This is a genomic window from Pseudomonas sp. FDAARGOS_380 (genome assembly GCF_002591235.1).
Lineage (GTDB): Bacteria > Pseudomonadota > Gammaproteobacteria > Pseudomonadales > Pseudomonadaceae > Aquipseudomonas > Aquipseudomonas salmasensis.
The window spans coordinates 4,708,794-4,724,808 of the sequence record NZ_CP023969.1 but is presented as its reverse complement, the minus strand read 5'-3'; the positions used below and the strand labels follow the sequence as shown (position 1 = coordinate 4,724,808).

Here is a 16,015-nt window from a genome sequence, read left to right as displayed (position 1 = left end):
TGCTCGCGAAGAACTCAAGGCCGCCACGCTGAATCAGACAGCCCGCGTCATCGTTGGCGTTTTTCGCGAGCAAGCTCGCTCCTACAGTTAATAAAAACAACAGGAACCCGCGTTATGAATCGAGTCATCAACGATCCCGACCAAGTGGTCGAAGACATGCTGCGCGGCATCCTGGTCGCGCACCCCCAATTGCGCCAGTACGAGAGCAACCCACGGGTCATCGTCAAGGCCAAGCCCTCAGCCCAAGGCCGCGTCGGCATTGTCACCGGCGGCGGCTCCGGGCATGAGCCGGCGTTCCTCGGCTATGTTGGGCCAGGCCTGGTGGATGCGGTGGCCGTCGGCGAGATTTTTTCCTCGCCCACCGCCAAAAGCTTTTTCGACGCCTTCCGCGCCGCCGACCATGGCGCAGGCGTTGCCTGCCTGTATGGCAACTACGCGGGCGACAATATGAACGTGAAGCTGGCGATGAAAATGGCCGCCAGCAAAGACATGCGCATCCGCACGGTGGTCGCCAACGACGACGTGGCGTCCGCGCCCAAGGCCGACATCGCCAAGCGTCGCGGCGTGGCCGGGGAAATCTTCATGTGGAAGATCGGCGGTGCCGCCGCTGCCCAGCATTACGACCTGGACGGCGTGATTCGGGTGGCACAGAAAACCGTCGACCACTGCCGCTCGATTGGTATCGGCCTTACACCCTGCACCATCGCCGCGGTGGGCAAGCCCAACTTTCAGATTCCCGACGGCCAGATGGAATTGGGTATCGGCCATCATGGCGAACCGGGCATTGAAGTCATCCCGATTGAACCGGCCGCAGCCATGGCCGAGCGCATGCTGGCGCCGATCCTCGCCGACCGCGATTTCAGCCAGGACGACAGCGTGGTGGTGCTGGTCTCAGGCCTCGGCGCCACGCCGGTGATGGAGCTGTATATTTTCTACGCCGAGGTCGAAAAGCAGCTCAAGGCCAAAGGCTTGAAGATTCACCGCTGCTACGTGGGCAACTACTTCACGTCCCTGGAAATGATGGGCGTGACCTTGACCCTGCTCGGCCTCGACGCTGAGCTGAAAACCCTGATCGACCAACCCTGCCGCTCCATCGGCATGACCCAGGCGGAGTGAACCATGAGCCAGTATTTTTCCACCCATGATGGCAGCGCCATCGTCGCCGACCTGGTCAGCGTCATCGTGGCCAACCGTGAGTACCTCAGCGAAGTCGACGGCGCCATAGGCGACGGCGACCATGGCATCAACATGGCCAAGGGTTTTGCCCATTGCGGCCGTACGATCGAAGGCCGCCAACTGACCCTGGCCGAAGCCCTGGACGAACTGACCCTGAGCCTGATGGAAGGCATCGGCGGCTCTATGGGGCCGTTGTATGGCAGCCTGTTTATCGGCATGGCCGACGAAGTGCGCGGCTGTGACGACATCGACGCCGCCACCTTTGCCCACCTGCTACGCGGCGGCTTGACCTCGTTGCAGGACATCACCGAAGCGGGGGTGGGCGACAAGTGCCTGATGGATACGTTGATCCCGGCGGTGGAAGCGTTTGAACGGGCGCAGGCGTCGGGAGCGTCGTTCAACGATGCACTCGATGCGATGAAAAGCGCTGCTTCTCAGGGGCGGGATTCGACCAAGGACCTGGTGGCCAAGATTGGCCGGGCCAGTCGTTTGGGAGAGCGTTCGCTGGGGGTGCTGGATGCGGGGGCGGTGTCGTGCTGCCTGATCCTTACGCAGTTGGCGGACTCTATCCAACCTCGCCTTGTCTGATCTCACCTGTAGGAGCGAGCTTGCTCGCGAAAAACGTCAACGATAACGCGCGCTTGATGAATGAACGCGGCGCCTGTGATTTTTTCGCGAGCAAGCTCGCTCCTACAGGGTATTACGGGTTACCAGAACCGCTGCTGAGTCAAGCGGCTCCACCAGGTAAACAGCACCCGGTCCACCGAACCGCTGGCCGCCAGGCCAACGCGCTCTTGCAGGCTCTTACGCTCGGCATAGTGCAGGTGGAACACTTCGGCAGTTTTTGCCTTGGTCGTCAGGTATTCATCGCTGGTTTGCAGCTCATCGACCAATTGCTTGTCGAGCGCGGCAACACCCAGCCACACTTCACCGGTCGCCACCTCGTCAATCGCCAACTGTGGGCGGTAACGCGAAACGAAGTTCTTGAACAACTGGTGGGTAATGTCCAGATCTTCCTGGAACTTCTCCCGGCCCTTCTCGGTGTTTTCGCCGAACACTGTGAGCGTGCGCTTGTACTCACCGGCGGTCAGCACTTCAAAGTCGATGTCGTGTTTTTTCAGCAGGCGATTGACGTTGGGCAACTGCGCCACCACGCCAATGGAGCCGAGAATGGCGAACGGTGCGCTGATGATCTTCTCGCCGATGCACGCCATCATGTAGCCGCCGCTGGCCGCCACTTTGTCGATGCACACGGTCAATGGCACGCCGGCCTGGCGGATACGCGCCAGTTGCGAAGAGGCCAGGCCATAGCTGTGCACCATGCCGCCGCCGCTTTCCAGGCGCAACACCACTTCATCCTTGGGCGTGGCCAGGCTCAGCAGCGCGGTGATTTCATGGCGCAGGTTTTCGGTGGCCGAAGCCTTGATGTCACCGTCGAAATCCAGCACGAATACCCGTGGCTTGGCCTCGGGCTTCTTCTTGTCTTTCTTCTTTTCGGCTTTGCTTTCAGACTTGCGCAGGGCCTTGAGCTGGTCTTTGTCGAGCAGGCTCGACTCCAGACGCTCGCGCAAGCCCTTGTAAAAATCATTCAGCTTGCTGACCTGCAATTGGCCGGCGGATTTACGACGACCTTTGCTGCGCAGTGCTGCAAAGCTGATCAGTACCACCAGAATAGCGACCACCAGGGTGACGGTCTTCGCCAGAAAGCTCGCGTATTCGGCCAGAAAATCCATATGTCTCCTTAAAAAAAGCACTGCGCCAGGCGCGGATGGCCCCAGCATACCGACGCCACCGCGAAGGAGCCAGTGATCAAACCGCCAGCAGGCGGGCTCCAACGCGCTTTTAAAACAAGCGTATGTTTTTTCATTGACAGCTCGCAGGCATCCTCATAACCTCGCCAGACTTTCAACGTACCGGGAAAACGGACGTGGGCAGCATTTATCTGATTCGACATGGCCAGGCCTCCTTTGGTGCAGACGACTATGACGTCCTCTCGCCCGTTGGCGTGGAACAAGCGCAAGTGCTCGGTCGCCACCTGGCAGACCTGGGCATTGCCTTTGACCGCTGCATCGCCGGCGACCTGCGTCGCCAGCAGCACACCGCCAGCGCCACGTTCGATCAGTACCGCGCCCTGGGCTTGCCGGTGCCAGCATTGGAAACAGACAGTGCGTTCAACGAGTTCGACGGCGAAGCGATTATTCGCGGCCTGTTGCCCGACCTGCTCGGCAGTGAACCGGATGCCGTGCACATCCTGCGCAATGGCCCGCAGAACCGCAGCGAGTTCCAGCGCATTTTCGCCCTGATCATCGAACGCTGGCTGGCCGGCACCTATGACCCACCGGGGCTGGAAAGCTGGCTGGGGTTTGTCGAGCGGGTCCAGGGTGGCTTGCAGCGCATCCTTGAAGCCGCGAACCACACCGACAAAATCGCCGTATTCACCTCCGGCGGCACCATCACCGCCCTGCTCCACCTGATTACCCGAATGCCTGCCGCCCAGGCCTTCGACATGAACTGGCAAATTGTTAACACCTCGCTCAACCACCTGAAGTTCCGTGGTCGCGAGGTGGCACTGGCTTCCTTCAACAGTCATGCCCACTTGCAACTGTTGAAGGCGCCGCAGCTCATCACTTTCCGATGAACTGCGGCCAACCGTGACCCCAAGGTCACTGGACTCTACCCTTAAGGATCGAAACCATGACTGACGTAGCTAAAGCAGTAGAAGCAATGAAAGCCAAATTCAACCCAAGCGCTGCCGAAGGCTTGGACCTGGTATTCGGTTTCCGTATCGACGACACCAAGAATTTCTCGCTGGTAGTCAAGGACAAGACCTGCGAACTCAAAGAAGGCGAAAACCCTGACGCTCAGGTCACCCTGGTGATGGACAGCGAAACCCTGGAAGGCATCGTCGATGGTTCCACCGACGGCATGCAGGCCTTCATGGGCGGCAAGCTGCGCACCGAAGGCGACATGATGCTGGCGATGAAGCTGAGCGAGCTGTTCCCTTCCTGATTCACGGGCAACCTTGAATGCTGATCCCGCCTCACCAGGCGGGATTTTTTTTGCCTGCATTCTCGCAGTGAATAAAGCCCTCTGTGGGAGCTGGCTTGCCTGCGATGGCATCCACTCCCTTTTCCGGACACACCGCGGCGCCTGTATCGCAGGCAAGCCAGCTCCCACAGAAAAGCAAATCCGCAGGGGTGCTCAGGGTTTTGGTTGCAACAGTAACGCCACCAACGCACTCCAGCCGGTCTGGTGTGAAGCCCCCAACCCTCGCCCTGTCTCCCCATGAAAATATTCATGGAACAACACCAGGTCACGGCTGGCCGGGTCCTCCTGCAATTGCGCATACCCCGCCATCGACGGCCGCACCCCGTTTTCATCCCTGAGAAACAACCGCGTCAGCCGCTCGCTGAGGCTGTCAGCCACCTCCTCCAGTGACGCCAGATACCCACTGCCCGTCGGGTACTCCACGGAAAAATGCTCCGCGTAATAGCGATGAAACTCGCGCAACGATTCAATCAGCATGTAGTTCACCGGCATCCACAGCGGCCCGCGCCAATTGGAGTTGCCGCCGTACAAGCGTGAGTCGGATTCACCGGGTTGGTAACTGGCACACAGGGTGTCGCCATTCATCTTCAGCGCCAGGGGCTGCTCAGCAAAGGCCTTGGACAGGGCGCGCACGCCAAAGGCCGACAAGAATTCCTGTTCATCGAGCATGCGCCGCAGCAAATCCTTGGTGCGTTCACCGCGCAGCAACGCCAGCAACAGGCGGTTGCCCTGCCCAGGTTCAGTCCAGCGCGAAACCAGCTTGGCCAGGTCCGGCCGGTGATGCATAAAACCCAGCAGGCGCTCGCGCAAGCCTTCCAGGCCCTCATGCTCGCGCTGTTCCAGCACCAGCACCGCGAACAGCGGCATTAACCCGACGATGGAGCGCAGGCGCACCGGTTCGCTCTGGCCATCAGGGCGGTGCAGCACGTCGTAGAAAAACTGGTCCTGCTCATCCCACAAGCCTTCGGCGCTGTCATCGACGCGGTTGATGGCACCGGCGATGTAGAGGAAATGCTCGAAAAACTTCACAGCAATGTCCACATACACCGCATTGCGCTTGGCCAGTTCCAGGCCGATGCGCATCAGGTCCAGGGCATAGGCCGCCACCCAGGCGGTGCCGTCGGCCTGGTCCAACTGGTAGCCCGGCGGCAACGTGGCCGAACGGTCGAACAAGGCAATATTGTCCAGGCCCAGGAAACCGCCCTGGAACAGGTTGCGGCCCTCGGCGTCCTTGCGGTTGACCCACCAGGAGAAATTCAACAACAGTTTGTGAAAGATCCGCTCCAGAAAATCCATGTCACCCACGCCGGTCAGCGCCTTGTCCTGCTGATACACGCGCCAGCTGGCCCAGGCATGCACGGGCGGGTTGGCGTCGTCAAAGCGCCATTCGTAGGCCGGCAACTGGCCGTTGGGGTGCATGAAGCGGTCCTTTATCAACAACAACAGCTGTTGCTTGGCGTAACCGGGGTCGATCAGCGCGATGGCCACCGCCTGGAAGCCTTGATCCCAGGAGGCGTACCACGGGTATTCCCAGGTGTCGGGCATGGAGAGGATGTCGAAGTTGGACAGGTGCCGCCAATGGGTATTGCGGATGTGCAAGCGCTCGGGCGGTGGCGCCGGCTGGGCCGGGTCACCGTCGAGCCACTGGTTCACGTCAAAATAGTACAACTGCTTGGACCACAGCAGGCCGGCCAGGGCCTGGCGTTGCACATTGCGCGCATCGTCATCGGCAAGGTCCTGTTGCAAGACCGCGTAGAAGTCATCGGCCTCCTGGCGGCGCTGTTCGAACAGCTTGCGCGCATTGACATCGGGCGCGTCCACAGGCGCAAAGCGCAGGTAAAGGGTTTTGCTTTCCTGGCCCGCCAGTTCAAGGGTGAAATGCGCGGCCACTTTGGTGCCCGCGTCCCGGCGAATGGCCGACTCAAGCCCGCCCACCACGTAATCGTTGATCCCATCCTTGAACGGTCCCGGCGCCGGTTGCCCTTCCAGTTTGGGTCGGTTGGTCTGGTTTTCACAGAACAGCCATTGCACCTCATCCTGGCCCCAGGCGCTGAGGTGGCGATCATCGAGTTCATGGTGGCGGGCCAGCACTCGCTCGCCGTCCAGCGTCAAGCTGGGCTTGGGTGCATCGAGGGTCCAGCTCCAGTCATTGCGCGCCCAGAGCTGAGGCAGTACCTGCAGGCGTGTGGGTTGGTCCGAACGGTTATGCACGGTGACGCGCATGAAGATATCGTCGGGCTGATGCTTGGCGTATTCGACGCAGATGTCGCAGTAGTGGTTGTCTGCAAACGCACCGGTATCGAGGATTTCATACTCGGTATCCGTCAGCCCACGACGGGCGTTTTCGGCGATCAGGTCGGCGTACGGAAAGGCCGCATGGGGGTATTTGTAGAGCATGCGCATGTAGGCATGGCTCGGTACGCCATCGACGAAAAAGTACAGTTCCTTGACGTCTTCACCGTGGTTGCCTTCGGCGTTGTTGAGGCCGAACAGGCGCTCCTTGAGGATTGCGTCGCGCTCGTTCCACAGCGCAAGGCCCAGGCACCAACGTTGGGCCTTGTCACTGAAACCGGCCAAGCCGTCCTCGCCCCACCGATAGGCGCGGCTGCGTGCGTGCTCATGGGGGAAGTAGGCCCAGGCATCGCCGTCGGCGCTGTAGTCTTCGCGCACCGTGCCCCATTGGCGTTCACTCAAGTACGGGCCCCACTCGCGCCACCGCTCGGCGTGTTGCGTTGCCAGGCGCTGGCCTTCAATGGTGCCCAGCAGGTTGGTTGCGGGTTTGGCCGTCATCGGGTCCTCCTTCACCTACACAGTGAGGCGCAGTGTAGAGCGCAATGACGCCCGCTTGCACATGAAGACTTGGACGCAGGGTCAACTCATTCATTTGCAGAATGAAGTCCAGAGGAATCTTCGTTTGCAAGCCAGCCGGCGGCTCAACAAAATCAGGCAAAGGCCACGTTCATCGCTCCAGTCATCAGGAATTTTTCTATGCACGCCACCGCCCATGTCAGCCCCGACGAGATCCGCAAGGGTTTTTCCAAGGCCATGTCCGACATGTATCGAGATGAAGTGCCCTTGTATGGCGCGCTGCTGGAATTGGTGGCCGAGACCAATGCCCGCGTGCTCGACAGCGAACCGGCCCTGGCGCACCAACTGCAACGTACCGGCGAAATCCAGCGCCTGGACATGGAACGCCACGGCGCCATCCGCCTGGGCACCGCTGCGGAACTGGCAACCATCAGCCGTTTATTCGCGGTGATGGGCATGCAACCGGTGGGCTACTACGACCTCACCCCCGCCGGCGTGCCCGTGCATTCCACCGCCTTTCGCGCCGTGCATGAACACGCGCTGCAAACCAGCCCGTTTCGCGTGTTCACCTCATTACTGCGCCTGGAACTGATCGAAAACCCCGACCTGCGCGCCTTCGCCGAAAACGCCCTGGCCAAGCGCTCGATCTTCACCGCCGAAGCCTTGGCCTTGATCGAACAAGCAGAAACCCAAGGCGGCTTGAATGCCAGCGATGCCGAGGCCTTTATCCGCCAGGCCCTGGAGACGTTCCGCTGGCACCACACTGCCACGGTCACCGGCGCCCAGTACCAGCAACTCAGCGACCAGCACCGCCTGATCGCCGACGTCGTCGCGTTCAAGGGCCCGCACATCAACCACCTCACCCCACGCACCCTGGACATCGACCAAGTGCAGGCCGCCATGCCCGGCAAAGGCATCACCCCCAAAGCCGTGATCGAAGGCCCACCCCGGCGCCAGTGCCCGATCCTGCTGCGCCAGACCAGCTTCAAGGCCCTGGACGAACCCATCGCCTTCACCGACGCCCACGGCAGCCACAGCGCGCGTTTCGGCGAAATCGAACAACGCGGCGTCGCGCTCACGCCCAAAGGCCGCGCCCTGTACGACCAACTGCTGAACGCCGCCCGCGATGAACTCGGCGCGTTTCCCACTGAGGCCAACGCTGAGCGCTATGTGCAATTGATGGAACAGCACTTCCAGGCCTTCCCCGATAACTACCCGCAGATGCGCGAACAGGGCTTGGCGTATTTTCGCTACTTCGTCACCGACAAAGGCCTGGCAGCACGCGGCCAGGCCCGCACATTGGAGGCGATGGTCAATGCCGGCCATGTGGCGGTGGAACCGCTGGTGTACGAGGATTTCCTGCCGGTCAGTGCGGCGGGGATTTTCCAGTCAAACCTGGGGGATGGTGCGCAGAGTCACTACGCGGGCAACTCCAACCGAGCGGCCTTCGAACAGGCGCTGGGCCGCAGGACGATTGATGAGTTGCAGTTGTATCAGCAGACGCAGCAGCGCTCTATGGATATATGCGTTGAAACGCTGTTGAAATGACTGAACGCCAGGCGCCACGGCCTTAATGGTAACCACGATGCGAAGCGAGTCGCTCTTGATCTGGCTCTTGATCTGCTCGTGATCTTGATCTCAGGCGCCCCCCCAAATCACTGGCGGATTACGGGGACACCGAGCCTAAGCGAGGTGCCGAGTGGTGGGGCAAGAGCGTTTTGCTTACTTTTGCGCTTTTTAAAAGTGAGCCGCCGTCAGGCGGAACCCTAAGGGGCCGTTACCGCAGCAATGGATATGTACACAATCCAACTGTGTCGCCTGTCAGGCCGCCTTCGCGAGCAAGCCCGCTCCCACATTTGGATTGTGGGGTGCCAGGTGGATAGGCGTTGGCTGGGAGGCCGGCATCGCAGGCAAGCCAGCTCCCACAGGCAGCATTTTCATGCCGACCGATTCGGCCCTGTATTGCAAAATTCTGAGGATGCCCACCCGGCTCAACAACGCAATCCTTGCGCCGCAACAAGCCCCAGAGCCGAGTGGACGGGGCGCATCATAAGGAGTGAAACGGCACTTGTCCTCCAGACAATTCTGAACAAATGTGCACATTCCAAATGTGTGACGAGGGATTGCTCAACCCAGCCGCCCCACAATTTCGTCTTTGACCAATAGCCGTTTCTTCTTCAGCTTTTCCACATCCTCATCGCTGGCACTGGCTTTTTCCGCTTTTAGCACCTCAGCGTCGGCGTCGTCGTATTGAGTGAGCAGCGCATCCAACCGTTTGTCCTGCGCCCTGCGTTCGTGAACAACTTCCTTGCTCAACCCCAAGTCCTGATACAGGTCGTGTTTCACTGGCATGGCGTACCTCCACAGATTGATCGATGGTCTACGCCCTTGAAGCTAGCCCATTCCAACCGGTCTTGTCATGTTCGGGGTCAATACATTCCCGTTCGTCGCAGCGCACACGATAGGATCAAACCTTTGCCCCACCCTGCCCTCCACTGTAGATCGCCATCCCAGGGAGAACGGTTTTATGAATCACGTTGCCACTGCTGCCGACACCCAATGCATCAATACCCTGCGCACCCTGGCCATGGATGCCGTGCAGAAGGCCAACTCGGGGCATCCGGGCACGCCCATGGGCCTGGCGCCGGTGGGTTATACGTTGTGGAGTCGCTTCCTGCGTTATCACCCCGAGCATCCCGACTGGCCCAACCGTGACCGTTTTGTGCTGTCGGTGGGGCATGCCTCGATGCTGCTGTATTCGCTGTTGCACCTGGCCGGTGTGGTGGAGATCGATGCCCATGGCCAGCGCTCGGGCCAGCCGGCCGTCAGCCTGGACGATATCAAGCAGTTCCGGCAGATCGGCTCCAAGACCCCAGGCCATCCCGAATACCGCATGACCACCGGCGTGGAAACCACCACCGGCCCGTTGGGCCAGGGCTGCGCCAACAGCGTCGGCATGGCCATGGCCGAGCGCTGGCTGGCTGAGCGCTTCAATCGCGACGGCCAGGTGCTGTTTGACTACGATGTCTACACCCTGTGCGGTGACGGCGACATGATGGAAGGCATCAGCAGCGAAGCCGCGTCCCTGGCCGGGCACTTGAAGCTCGATAACCTGTGCTGGATCTACGACAACAACACCATCAGCATCGAGGGCCACACTGAGCTGGCGTTCAGTGAAGACGTGATCCAACGCTTCCAGGCCTATGGCTGGCACACCGTGCACGTCACCGATGCCAATGACTTGCAGGCGTTGAGCGTGGCGCTGGAAACGTTCAAGGCCAATACCGGCGCCCCCACCCTGATCGTGGTGGACAGCGTGATCGGCTACGGCTCACCGCACAAACACAACACCGCGGCGGCCCATGGCGAGCCACTGGGCGAGGACGAGATTCGCCTGACCAAGGCCGCCTATGGCTGGCCGCAGGATTCAAGTTTCCTGGTGCCCGAAGAGGCTCGCACAGTGTTGCGCGACGCCCTTTACGAACGCGCCGAGCCGCTGTACGCCGAATGGAACCAGACCCTGGCGGCCCTCGACCCGCAACGGGCCGATGAACTGCAACGCATGCGCGCCGGGGAAATGCCCGAGCAATGGCAAGCACACCTGCCCAGCTTTGCCGCCGATGCCAAAGGCGTCGCCAGCCGCGCTTCGGGCGGCGAGGTGTTGAATGCCTTCGCCCAACAGATCCCCTGGCTGCTGGGCGGTTCGGCAGACCTGTCGCCCTCGACCAAGACCAACCTCACCTTCGACGGTGCCGGGCGTTTCAGCGCGGATGACTACAGCGGGCGCAACCTGCACTTCGGTATCCGCGAACACGCCATGGGCGCGATTGCCAATGGCATGGCGCTGTCCTACCTGCGGCCGTACACCTCGACCTTCCTGGTGTTCAGCGACTACATGAAACCGCCGATCCGCCTGGCGGCGATCATGGAGTTGCCGGTGATCTTCGTGTTTACCCATGACTCCATCGGCGTCGGCGAAGATGGGCCGACACACCAACCTATCGAACACCTCACCCAATTGCGCGCCACCCCGGGGCTGTTGACCCTGCGCCCAGGCGATGCCAATGAAACCCTGGAACTGTGGAAGGTGGCACTGGCACAAACCCATCGGCCCAGCTGTATGGTGTTATCGCGCCAGGCACTGCCGACCCTCGACCGCAACCACTATGCCCCTGCCTCCGGTGCGGCCAAAGGTGCCTATGTGTTGGCCGGCGCGGATCAACCGCAAGTCATCCTGATCGCCACCGGCAGCGAAGTCAGCCTGGCGGTGGCCGCGTATGAGCAGCTCAAAGACCAAGACATTGGCGCTCGCTTGGTGTCGATGCCCAGCTGGGAGCTGTTTGAAGACCAGGATCAAGCCTACCGCGACAGCGTCCTGCCACCGGCGGTAAAAGCCCGCGTAGTGGTGGAGCAGGCAGGGCCCTTGGGGTGGGACCGCTACGTCGGGCAGACCGGCGCCAAAGTGGTGATGCACAGCTTCGGCGCCTCGGCCCCGTTGGCCAAGTTGCAGGAGAAGTTCGGGTTTACCGTGGAGAATGTGGTGAAGCTGGCCAAGGAGCAGATCCAGCACAACAAACGTATGTAAGGGGAACACCACAATCCCCCTGTAGGAGCGAGCTTGCTCGCGAAGAACTCAAAGGCGCCGCGTTCATTCAGGCAGCGCGCGTTATCGTTGACGTTTTTCGCGAGCAAGCTCGCTCCTACAGGCTAGATAAGGCGCGGTGCGGCTGTGTGTGCTCTTGGCAACCTGGTGGGGCGTACCGCACGCCACCACCTTCCCGCCCAGGTCCCCGGCCCCCGGGCCGATATCAATCACCCAGTCACTCTGGGCCACCACGCGCATTTCGTGCTCCACCACAACCACCGTATGCCCTGCCTCCACCAAGTGATTCAACTGGCTGAGCAAACGATCGACGTCCTTGGGGTGCAAGCCGGTGGTCGGTTCGTCCAAGACATACAAGGTGGCGCCCCGGGCGTTACGTTGCAGCTCGGTAGCAAGCTTGATGCGTTGGGCTTCACCGCCGGACAGCTCGGTAGCCGGCTGCCCCAGGCGCAGATAACCCAGGCCGATATCGCGCAGCACGACTAACGAACGCAGAATGCCCGGTTGCTCGGCGAACACCTGCACCGCCTGCTCCACCGTCAGCCCCAGCACCTGGGCGATGTTCAAGCCCTGCCATTTGATCGCCAGGGTATCGGGGTTATAGCGCGCGCCGTGGCAGGTCGGGCATGGCGCGTACACGCTGGGCATGAACAGCAATTCAACGCTGACAAAACCTTCACCCTCACAGTTCGGGCAACGGCCCTTGGCGACGTTGAAGGAGAACTGCCCGGCATCGTAGTCGCGCTTCCTGGCCGCTGGCGTGGCGGCGAACAGTTTGCGCACGTTGTCGAACAGCCCGGTGTAGGTCGCCAGGTTGGAGCGCGGCGTGCGGCCGATGGGCTTCTGGTCCACCTGCACCAGGCGCTGGATGTGTTCCAGCCCGGCGCTGATGCGCCCGCCACTGGCTTGCGGTGCGGCATCCTCCAGGCTCGGTTCGTCGTCGCTTTCCAGCACGCGCCCCAGGCCCGTGCCCACCAACTCCAACAGCGCCTGGCTGACCAGGCTGGATTTGCCCGAGCCGGAAACTCCCGTCACTGCGGTGAAACAGCCCAGCGGGAAATCCACGTTCAAATTGTTCAGGTTGTTTCGCGTCACGCCCTCCAGCTTCAGCCACCCGGCCGGCTCGCGGCTTGGCGCATTGGTCGGGCCAGGTTGAGCAAACAGGTATTCGCGGGTCTGCGAGGCCTCGACATCCGCCAACCCTGCGGGCGGCCCGCTGTACAGCACTTGCCCGCCATGCTCGCCGGCAGCCGGGCCCACGTCGATCAGCCAGTCGGCGCGGCGCATGGTTTCCAGGTCATGTTCCACCACAAACAGCGAATTGCCTGCGGCTTTCAAGCGATCAAGCGCAGTGAACAATGCCTCGCCATCGGCCGGGTGCAGACCCGCCGAAGGCTCATCGAGCACATAAATAACGCCGAACAACTGCGAACCCAATTGGGTGGCCAGGCGCAGACGCTGCAGCTCGCCGGACGACAAGGTCGGCGTGCTGCGCTCCAAGGACAGATAACCCAGGCCCAGCTCGATCAACGTATTGACCCGCTCGAGCAAGTCCTGGGCAATGCGTTGGGCCGCCAGGCGTTTTTCCACCGACAGCTTCATGGTGTCTTGCCCCGCTGCCACCGGCCGCAGCAAGTCAGCCAATTGGGCCAGGGACAGTTGCGACAACTCGCCGATATCCACCCCGGCAAACTTCACCGACAGCGCCGCCTGGGTCAGGCGTTTGCCCTCGCACAATGGGCAAGCACTGCCTTGCATGAACTGCGATACACGCTTTTTCATCAGCGCGCTTTGGGTGTGGGCGAAGGTGTGCAGGATATAGCGCCGGGCGCCGCTGAAGGTGCCTTGGTAACTGGGCTCCAACTTGCGTTTCAACGCCTCGCGGGTCTGTTGCGGGGTGAAGCCGGCGTACACCGGTACGGTGGGGGTTTCTTCGGTGAACAGGATCCAGTCGCGCTGCTTTTTCGGCAAGTCGCGCCATGGGATGTCCACGTCATAGCCCAGGGTCACAAGGATGTCGCGCAGGTTCTGGCCCTGCCACGCCAACGGCCAGGACGCCACTGCACGCTGGCGGATGGTCAACGACGGATCGGGCACCATCAGCGCCTCGGTCACTTCGTACACACGGCCCAGGCCATGGCATTGCGGGCACGCGCCTTGAGGCAGGTTCGGCGAGAAGTCCTCGGCGTACAACATGGCCTGCCCTTTCGGATAACGGCCGGCGCGGGAGTAGAGCATGCGGATCAAGCTCGACAAGGTGGTGACACTGCCCACCGACGAGCGCGCACTGGGTGTACCGCGTTGCTGTTGCAGGGCCACAGCAGGCGGCAAGCCTTCGATGCTGTCTACATCCGGCACGCCGACCTGGTCGATCAGGCGCCGCGCATAGGGCGCCACCGATTCGAAATAGCGGCGCTGGGCCTCGGCATACACGGTAGAAAACGCCAGGGACGACTTGCCGGAGCCAGACACGCCGGTAAACACCACCAGGGCGTCCCGGGGAATATCCACATCGACATTACGCAAGTTATGTTCACGGGCGCCACGCACCCTGACGAAGCCCGTTTGCTGGGCGGTGAGCGGCGGGATGTTGCGCGGTGATGTCATGGGCAACCTTGTCTTGCGCTTAGCACCCTGCGCACGCGTTGGGTCAGGGCATCGGGGCTGTAGGGTTTGCTCAGCAGGTGGATATCGGCGCTGAGCAGATGATTGGAAGACAGAATGTCGCGGGTGTGGCCGGAGGTAAACAGCACCGGCACCGGCGGGTTCTGCGCGCGGGCCCAAGTGGCCAGGTCGGTGCTCTTGACCCGGCCGGGCATCACCACGTCGGTAAAGATCAGGTCCGGCGACACGCCGCGCTGCAACACTTGCATCGCGCGGTCGCCATCCTCGGCGGTCAGTACGGTATAGCCCGACTGCTGCAGCAACTCGACCACCGTCAGGCGTACGCCTTCATTGTCCTCGACCACCAGGATGGTTTCCTGGCCGCTGCCTTGCGGATCCGCATCACTGTCGTCGTCGAAGCATTCAGGCTCCAGGCAGTGGGGAAAATACATCTGCACCACCGAGCCCTTGCCCTCCTCGCTCCACATGTCCACATGCCCGCCGCTTTGGCGCACAAAACCGAACACCATGCTCAGGCCCAGGCCGGTGCCGTGGCCTTCGCGCTTGGTGGTGAAGAAGGGTTCGAATGCACGCTTGAGGGTTGCCTCGGACATGCCCACGCCGGTGTCGGCCACTGCCAGGCGCACGTACTCGCCGGGCTTGATGCTTTTACCCACGCAATCGTCCGGGTTGAGGATGACGTTTTCCCCGGTGATGCGAATCACGCCCTCGCCCTGCATGGCATCCCGGGCATTGATCGCCAGGTTGAGCAGCGCATTTTCCAGCTGGTTGCGGTCGACATTGATGCACCAGGAATCCTGGGGCAGTTGCACGTCGATATGAATGGTTTCCCCCAGCGCCCGTTGCAACAGCTCGCCCAGGCCGGCGTAGATGCGCTGCGGGTTGTACACCGCCGGCGACAAGGGCTGGCGACGGGCAAAGGCCAACAATTGCGAGGACAGCTTGGCCCCACGTTCCACGGCGGCGATGGCCGCGGTGACGCGACGTTGCACCTGGGGGTTGTCCGGTTCATGCCGGGCGAGCAAATGCAGGTTGCCGGCGATCACTTGCAGCAAGTTATTGAAGTCATGGGCCACGCCACCGGTCAGGCCGCCAATCGCTTCCAGCTTCTGTGACTGGCGCAACTGGTCTTCGGCGGCCGACCGCGCCTGCACTTCAGCGGCCACGCGTTGCTCCAGATTATGGGTGAGCTCCTGGCGCACCCGCTCGGACTTCACCAGCTCGGTGGTTTCCACCACAATCGCCAGCACCCCGGCCGGCTGCTGGTTGTCCCCGGCCACGGGGCTGTAGTAGAGGTCCAGCCACGCGCTTTCCGGTTGGCCGTGACGCGATAACACCAGCTCCTTGTTATTGAACGACAAGGTGCCGCCCGCCAGGCACGTATCCACCACATGTCGATTGAACTCGGCCACTTCCGGCCAGCCCAGTTCTACCGGTGTGCCCAACAGGTAGGGATGGCGCCCGCCGGCAAATACCGAATAGCTGTCGTTGTAGATCATGTACCCCGCCCGCCCCCACAGCATCACCATCGGCACGGGTGAGGCCAGCATCATTTGCACGGTGCACGCCAGGCTCGTGGACCACTGATCCAAGGGGCCAAGGTCGGTACTGGACCAGTCAAACGTGCGAATCCGCTGGGCCATTTCGCCGGCCCAGCCTTCACAGCCGTGGGGGTTGGATAAAAATTGCATGATTGGGCTCTGTGCGGGGACAAGACAGTCGCAAGTTTTGGAGCGCGCCAGCGGTGGATGGTTT

The 16,015-nt window shown here is 61.5% G+C and carries 12 protein-coding genes; 6 read left to right on the top strand and 6 right to left on the bottom strand.

Features of this window, described 5'->3' with window-relative positions; translation table 11 throughout:
* Window positions 1-114: 114 nt before the first annotated feature.
* Both CRN80_RS22210 and dhaL read left to right on the top strand, forming a co-directional pair.
* Window positions 115-1,116, top strand: coding sequence for a dihydroxyacetone kinase subunit DhaK (locus tag CRN80_RS22210; protein WP_032896864.1), 1,002 nt, complete (start codon window positions 115-117; stop codon window positions 1,114-1,116).
* 3 nt (window positions 1,117-1,119) lie between these two features.
* Window positions 1,120-1,764: a dihydroxyacetone kinase subunit DhaL gene (gene dhaL / locus CRN80_RS22205; protein WP_098951165.1), complete on the top strand. Its 645-nt coding sequence runs from the start codon at window positions 1,120-1,122 to the stop codon at window positions 1,762-1,764.
* 119 nt (window positions 1,765-1,883) lie between these two features.
* On the opposite strand, the gene sohB is transcribed toward dhaL, so the two are convergent.
* Together sohB and CRN80_RS30940 are read right to left on the bottom strand one after the other, a co-directional pair.
* Window positions 1,884-2,909 carry a protease SohB gene (gene sohB / locus CRN80_RS22200; protein WP_098951163.1) on the bottom strand — a complete coding sequence of 342 codons (1,026 nt, stop codon included), beginning with the start codon at window positions 2,907-2,909 and terminating at the stop codon, window positions 1,884-1,886.
* A gap of 8 nt (window positions 2,910-2,917) precedes the next feature.
* Window positions 2,918-3,130 carry a hypothetical protein gene (locus CRN80_RS30940; RefSeq protein WP_138183563.1) on the bottom strand — a complete coding sequence of 71 codons (213 nt, stop codon included), beginning with the start codon at window positions 3,128-3,130 and terminating at the stop codon, window positions 2,918-2,920.
* On the opposite strand from CRN80_RS30940, the gene CRN80_RS22195 reads away from it, so the two are divergent.
* Together CRN80_RS22195 and CRN80_RS22190 are read left to right on the top strand one after the other, a co-directional pair.
* Complete coding sequence (locus CRN80_RS22195) at window positions 3,104-3,814, top strand: histidine phosphatase family protein (RefSeq protein ID WP_047711066.1); 711 nt, start codon at window positions 3,104-3,106, stop codon at window positions 3,812-3,814. The genes CRN80_RS30940 and CRN80_RS22195 overlap by 27 nt on opposite strands.
* 56 nt (window positions 3,815-3,870) lie before the next feature.
* A complete protein-coding gene (locus CRN80_RS22190; RefSeq protein ID WP_014718185.1) occupies window positions 3,871-4,185 on the top strand; it encodes an SCP2 sterol-binding domain-containing protein in 315 nt (104 codons plus the stop codon).
* Between the two features lie 192 nt (window positions 4,186-4,377).
* Here CRN80_RS22190 and CRN80_RS22185 read toward each other — a convergent pair whose 3' ends face one another.
* A complete protein-coding gene (locus CRN80_RS22185) occupies window positions 4,378-7,014 on the bottom strand; it encodes a glucosidase (RefSeq protein ID WP_098951161.1) in 2,637 nt (878 codons plus the stop codon).
* A gap of 198 nt (window positions 7,015-7,212) precedes the next feature.
* Here CRN80_RS22185 and CRN80_RS22180 point away from each other — a divergent pair, with 198 nt between their 5' ends.
* A complete protein-coding gene (locus tag CRN80_RS22180) occupies window positions 7,213-8,580 on the top strand; it encodes a VOC family protein (RefSeq protein ID WP_098951159.1) in 1,368 nt (455 codons plus the stop codon).
* Between the two features lie 579 nt (window positions 8,581-9,159).
* Here the strand turns inward: CRN80_RS22180 and CRN80_RS22175 are convergent.
* Window positions 9,160-9,384, bottom strand: a complete 225-nt coding sequence (locus tag CRN80_RS22175) for a DUF465 domain-containing protein (RefSeq protein WP_014718181.1) — start codon at window positions 9,382-9,384, stop codon at window positions 9,160-9,162.
* Between the two features lie 175 nt (window positions 9,385-9,559).
* Here CRN80_RS22175 and tkt point away from each other — a divergent pair, with 175 nt between their 5' ends.
* Complete coding sequence (gene tkt / locus CRN80_RS22170) at window positions 9,560-11,617, top strand: transketolase (RefSeq protein WP_098951158.1); 2,058 nt, start codon at window positions 9,560-9,562, stop codon at window positions 11,615-11,617.
* An 81-nt stretch (window positions 11,618-11,698) separates the two neighbouring features.
* Here the strand turns inward: tkt and CRN80_RS22165 are convergent, their stop codons facing one another.
* Together CRN80_RS22165 and CRN80_RS22160 are read right to left on the bottom strand one after the other, a co-directional pair.
* Complete coding sequence (locus tag CRN80_RS22165; protein ID WP_098951156.1) at window positions 11,699-14,242, bottom strand: excinuclease ABC subunit UvrA; 2,544 nt, start codon at window positions 14,240-14,242, stop codon at window positions 11,699-11,701.
* On the bottom strand, window positions 14,239-15,951 hold the full coding sequence (locus CRN80_RS22160; RefSeq protein ID WP_098951154.1) for an ATP-binding protein: 1,713 nt from the start codon (window positions 15,949-15,951) through the stop codon (window positions 14,239-14,241). Before CRN80_RS22160 ends, CRN80_RS22165 begins: the two co-directional genes overlap by 4 nt.
* Window positions 15,952-16,015: the final 64 nt, after the last annotated feature.